General features: G+C 61.8%; 3 protein-coding genes and 1 pseudogene. 2 read left to right on the top strand and 2 right to left on the bottom strand.

What is annotated here, in order from left to right; all coding sequences use genetic code 11:
* A pseudogene (locus VZ95_RS13600) lies at nt 1-298 on the bottom strand (diguanylate cyclase); the annotation flags it as partial.
* A gap of 124 nt (nt 299-422) precedes the next feature.
* Nucleotides 423-1,706: an NAD(P)/FAD-dependent oxidoreductase gene (locus VZ95_RS13605; RefSeq protein WP_045776333.1), complete on the bottom strand. Its 1,284-nt coding sequence runs from the start codon at nt 1,704-1,706 to the stop codon at nt 423-425.
* A 126-nt stretch (nt 1,707-1,832) separates the two neighbouring features.
* On the opposite strand from VZ95_RS13605, the gene VZ95_RS13610 reads away from it, so the two are divergent.
* Both VZ95_RS13610 and VZ95_RS13615 read left to right on the top strand, forming a co-directional pair.
* Nucleotides 1,833-3,176, top strand: a complete 1,344-nt coding sequence (locus tag VZ95_RS13610; RefSeq protein ID WP_045776331.1) for a glutamine synthetase family protein — start codon at nt 1,833-1,835, stop codon at nt 3,174-3,176.
* Between the two features lie 91 nt (nt 3,177-3,267).
* The coding region (locus VZ95_RS13615) for an extracellular solute-binding protein (RefSeq protein WP_045776332.1) at nt 3,268-3,841 on the top strand (574 nt) is incomplete at its 3' end.

A 3,841-nucleotide genomic window follows, 5' to 3' on the forward strand; every position in this document is an offset into this window, starting at 1 on the left:
TGATTGGGGCTGCCGTCGGCCGGTGCATCGGCAGTTCCGGCAATTGCACGGGCTCACCTGTCGTGCCGCCTTTGGCGAAACCTAAAGTATCGTTGCGCAGAATGACGAAGCGCAAACTATCGGTTTCGGTAGTGAGATAGAGCGTGCCGCCATCGGCATTCGACAGCTCTTTCGCGCCAACGATGATTTGCTCCAGCAGACGATCGGGATTGCGCTCCGCCGCCAGCGCCGTGCCGATCTCGATCAGGCGCTTAAGCGCCGTTTCGGCCGTTACGGTTCGATCCGCGGTGATACTCATCGCATTGCAATCTCTGTGTCGCTTCGTTCGTTATCTTATGAGTATGACGCGCTTTGCATGCATTGTCATCCGTGCGTCGCATTTTTTACCGTGTTTTAATCATTTTTGAGCCGCAATGATCCCACTAGAGTGCGTCTTTTAACCGCATCGCTAGCATCCCCGCGACCAAGGCCGCCGTGCGGAAGCGCCCGCCAGGGAAGGCGGGACGCGGCAAAGACTCAAGCAACGCCAGCCGGTCGGAACGGTCGCAAATCCCCTCGGCCAGCAAGGCCCCCGATAGGGTTGCGAGCGCCAAACCGTGACCGGAATAGCCGTGGGCGAACCAAACGCCTTGCTCCAACTGGCCCATCTGCGGTTCGCGCCGAGGGGTGATATCGATGAGCCCGCCCCAGCCGAACTCGATCTTAGCGTCGGCGATCTGCGGGAAGGCGCGCTGCAAGCGCGGGCGCAGCGCCTTGATAATATCGCGCGGCTCCCGCCCGGAGTAATTCGCCAACCCGCCGAAGAGCAAACGGCCATCGCCCGTGGGCCGGAAATAATCTAGAACAATATTGGCATCACAGGCCGAAAGCGGGCGGCTCAAACACGTCTCCAATCGGTCGCCCAAGGGTTCGGTGGCGATGATGCAGCTCGCCACCGGCATAATGAGCGGCCAAAGGTCCTTCACCAATCGCCCAAGATAGGCATTGCCGCAGAAAACCACCTCTTTGGCATGAACCCGGCCCTCCGCCGTCGCCAACATTGGGCGGGTGCCGGAAGCCCAGGCCGTAACCCGGCTTTCCTCATAGATCATCGCCCCCGCCGCCTCGGCGGCCCGCGCCAGCCCGAGCGTATAGTTCAGCGGGTGCAGATGGCAGCCGGTGGGATCGTACAGCCCGCCGCAATAGAGCGGCGAGTGAACCGCCGCGCGGGTTTGGTCGAGGCCCCAGACTTCCAAATTCGACTGGCCGTAATGCTCGGCCATGCGCGCCGCCTCCGCCCGAAACTCGGTCAGATGGCGCGGTTTCAGCGCGAGCGTGATCGCGCCTTCCATGAAATCGCAGGCAATCGAATGCCGCGCCACCCGGTCGCGGACCAGATGCACCGCCTCCAGCGATAGGGCGTAAAGCTGCTGGGCCTTATAGAGCCCGTAGCGCGCTTCCAGCGCCGGTTGCGACGCGGAGAACCCATTGAGGATCTGCCCGCCCGACCGGCCCGACGCGCCACTGCCAACCGTCCCCGCCTCCAGCACCGCCACGCGCAGGCCGCGTTCGACCAGATGCAGGGCGGTACTGATGCCGGAGATGCCGCCGCCGCAGATGGCGACATCGACCTCCACCTCGCCGCGCAATCGGGCGCGCGGCGGGCGCTTCGGCGCAATCGAGGCTTCGTAATAGGATGGCGGGGGAAGGGGAGCGACGCGCTTCATACCGCGAGCATGGCTGAAAGTGCCCGTGCGATGCAACGATGAGAATGCACCCCTGCCGCAATCCCGCCGCTAGCCTCTGGCCGCAATCCGGCTTAAGATCAAACCCAGATGACAAACGAGGGCCTTATGGACCGCTTTGCTGAGTGGATCAGCCAACACGCAATCACCGAAGTCGAATGCCTGGTGCCCGATATGTCGGGTATCCCCCGGGGGAAGATCCTCCCGGCGCAAAAATTCCTGACCAGTTTTGGGGATCGCGGCTTACGGATTCCCGAAGCGATTTTCGTGCAAACGATCAGCGGCGACTATCCGCCCGACGAGACCGTTACCAACCCGGCCAATTCGGACGTGTTCCTGCGCCCGGACCCGGACACGATCCGCCTCGTCCCCTGGTATTCGGAGCCGACCGCCCAGGTGATTACCGACTGCGTTTATGCCGATGGCCGCGTCGTCGATATCTCCCCGCGCGAAGTGCTGCGCCGCGTGTTGCGGCTCTACGAGGCGCGCGGCTGGACGCCGGTGGTGGCCCCGGAGCTGGAATTCTATCTGGTGAAGCCGAACACCGACCCGGATTACCCGCTGGAGCCGCCGATCGGGCGCTCGGGACGGCCGGAAACGGCACGGCAGGCTTACGGAATCGACGCGGTTAACGAGTTCGATCCGCTGTTCGAAGATATTTACGATTATTGCGAAAAGCAGGAAATCGACATCGACACGCTGACCCACGAGGCCGGGGCGGCGCAGATGGAGATCAACTTCAACCACGGCCCCGCCCTGTCGCTGGCCGATCAAGTCTTCCTGTTCAAGCGCACCGTGCGGCAGACCGGGCTGCGGCATAATCTCTATGCCACTTTCATGGCGAAGCCGATGCATAACGAGCCCGGCAGCTCGATGCATATTCACCAAAGCCTGCTGGATAGCACCACCGGCGAAAACCTCTTCGCGCTGGCCAATGGCGAAAACTCGCCCCTCTTCCTCTCGCATATCGCCGGTTTGCAGAAATATCTGCCCGCGCTGCTGCCGCTGATGGCCCCCAACGTCAATTCCTACCGCCGTTTGCAGCGTTTTTCCGATGCGCCGATCAATGTGCAATGGGGGCACGACAATCGCACCACGGGGCTGCGCGTGCCGGTCTCCAGTCAGGAAGCGCGCCGGGTGGAAAACCGCGTGGCGGGGGCCGATACCAACCCCTATCTCGCAATCGCGGCCTCGCTCGCGGCGGGCTACCTCGGCATGGTGGAAGAGTTGGAGCCGAGCGACCCGGTGGTGGGGAGCGCCTATGATATGGCGCACACCCTCCCCCGCCATTTGTTCGACGCGATGCAGAAGCTCAACCGCTCGCGCCCGCTGCGGCAGGTGCTGGGCGAGCGCTTCGTGCAGGCGCTCACCGCCGTCAAGCAGCATGAATATGACGCCTATCAGCGCGTCATTTCTTCCTGGGAACGGGAATTTTTGCTCCTCAACGTGTAGCCGCGCGTTGACATCAAGGGCGTCTGCCTTAAGGGTAAGTCTCGCAACTGCAAAAGGCCGAAGAGCCGGTTATTTCAAGGAGATGACAGGGATGCACACGGTTAAATTTTGGGCTGGTACGACGGCTCTGTGCCTCGGCCTTCTGGGGATTGCGGCTCCTGCCGCCCTCGCACAGCGGAAAGTCGTCAACGTTTACAATTGGTCGGACTATATCGACCCGAAAGTGCTGGAAGCCTTCACCAAGGACACCGGCGTTAAGGTCAATTACGACGTTTACGATAGCCAGGAAGTGCTGGAAGCCAAGCTGACTGCCGGTAAATCCGGCTATGATGTGGTCGGGCCGACCGCGCAACCCTTCCTGGCCCGGCAGGTCGCCGCCGGTCTCTATCAGCCGCTCGACAAAAGCAAGTTGAAGAACCTCGGCAATCTCGACCCCGATATTATGAAGGCGATGGTCTCCGCCGACCCGAATAATGCCCACGCGATTCCCTGGATGTGGGGCACCAACGGCATCGGCTATAACGTTGGCAAGGTGAAAAATATCGCCGCCGATGCGCCGGTCTATTCGATGAAAATGATCTTGGACCCGGCCACCGTGTCGAAGTTCAAGGCCTGCGGCGTGATGGTGCTGGACGCGCCGACTGACGTATTCCCGACCGTTCTGC

The sequence above is a fragment of the Elstera litoralis genome, assembly GCF_000963705.1.
GTDB lineage: Bacteria > Pseudomonadota > Alphaproteobacteria > Elsterales > Elsteraceae > Elstera > Elstera litoralis.

Excerpts from the sequence above, each read along its gene's own strand:
- VZ95_RS13610 (WP_045776331.1), top strand. The coding sequence starts at position 1,833 with ATGGACCGCTTTGCTGAGTGGATCAGCCAACACGCAATCACCGAAGTC.
- VZ95_RS13605 (WP_045776333.1), bottom strand. The coding sequence starts at position 1,706 with ATGAAGCGCGTCGCTCCCCTTCCCCCGCCATCCTATTACGAAGCCTCG.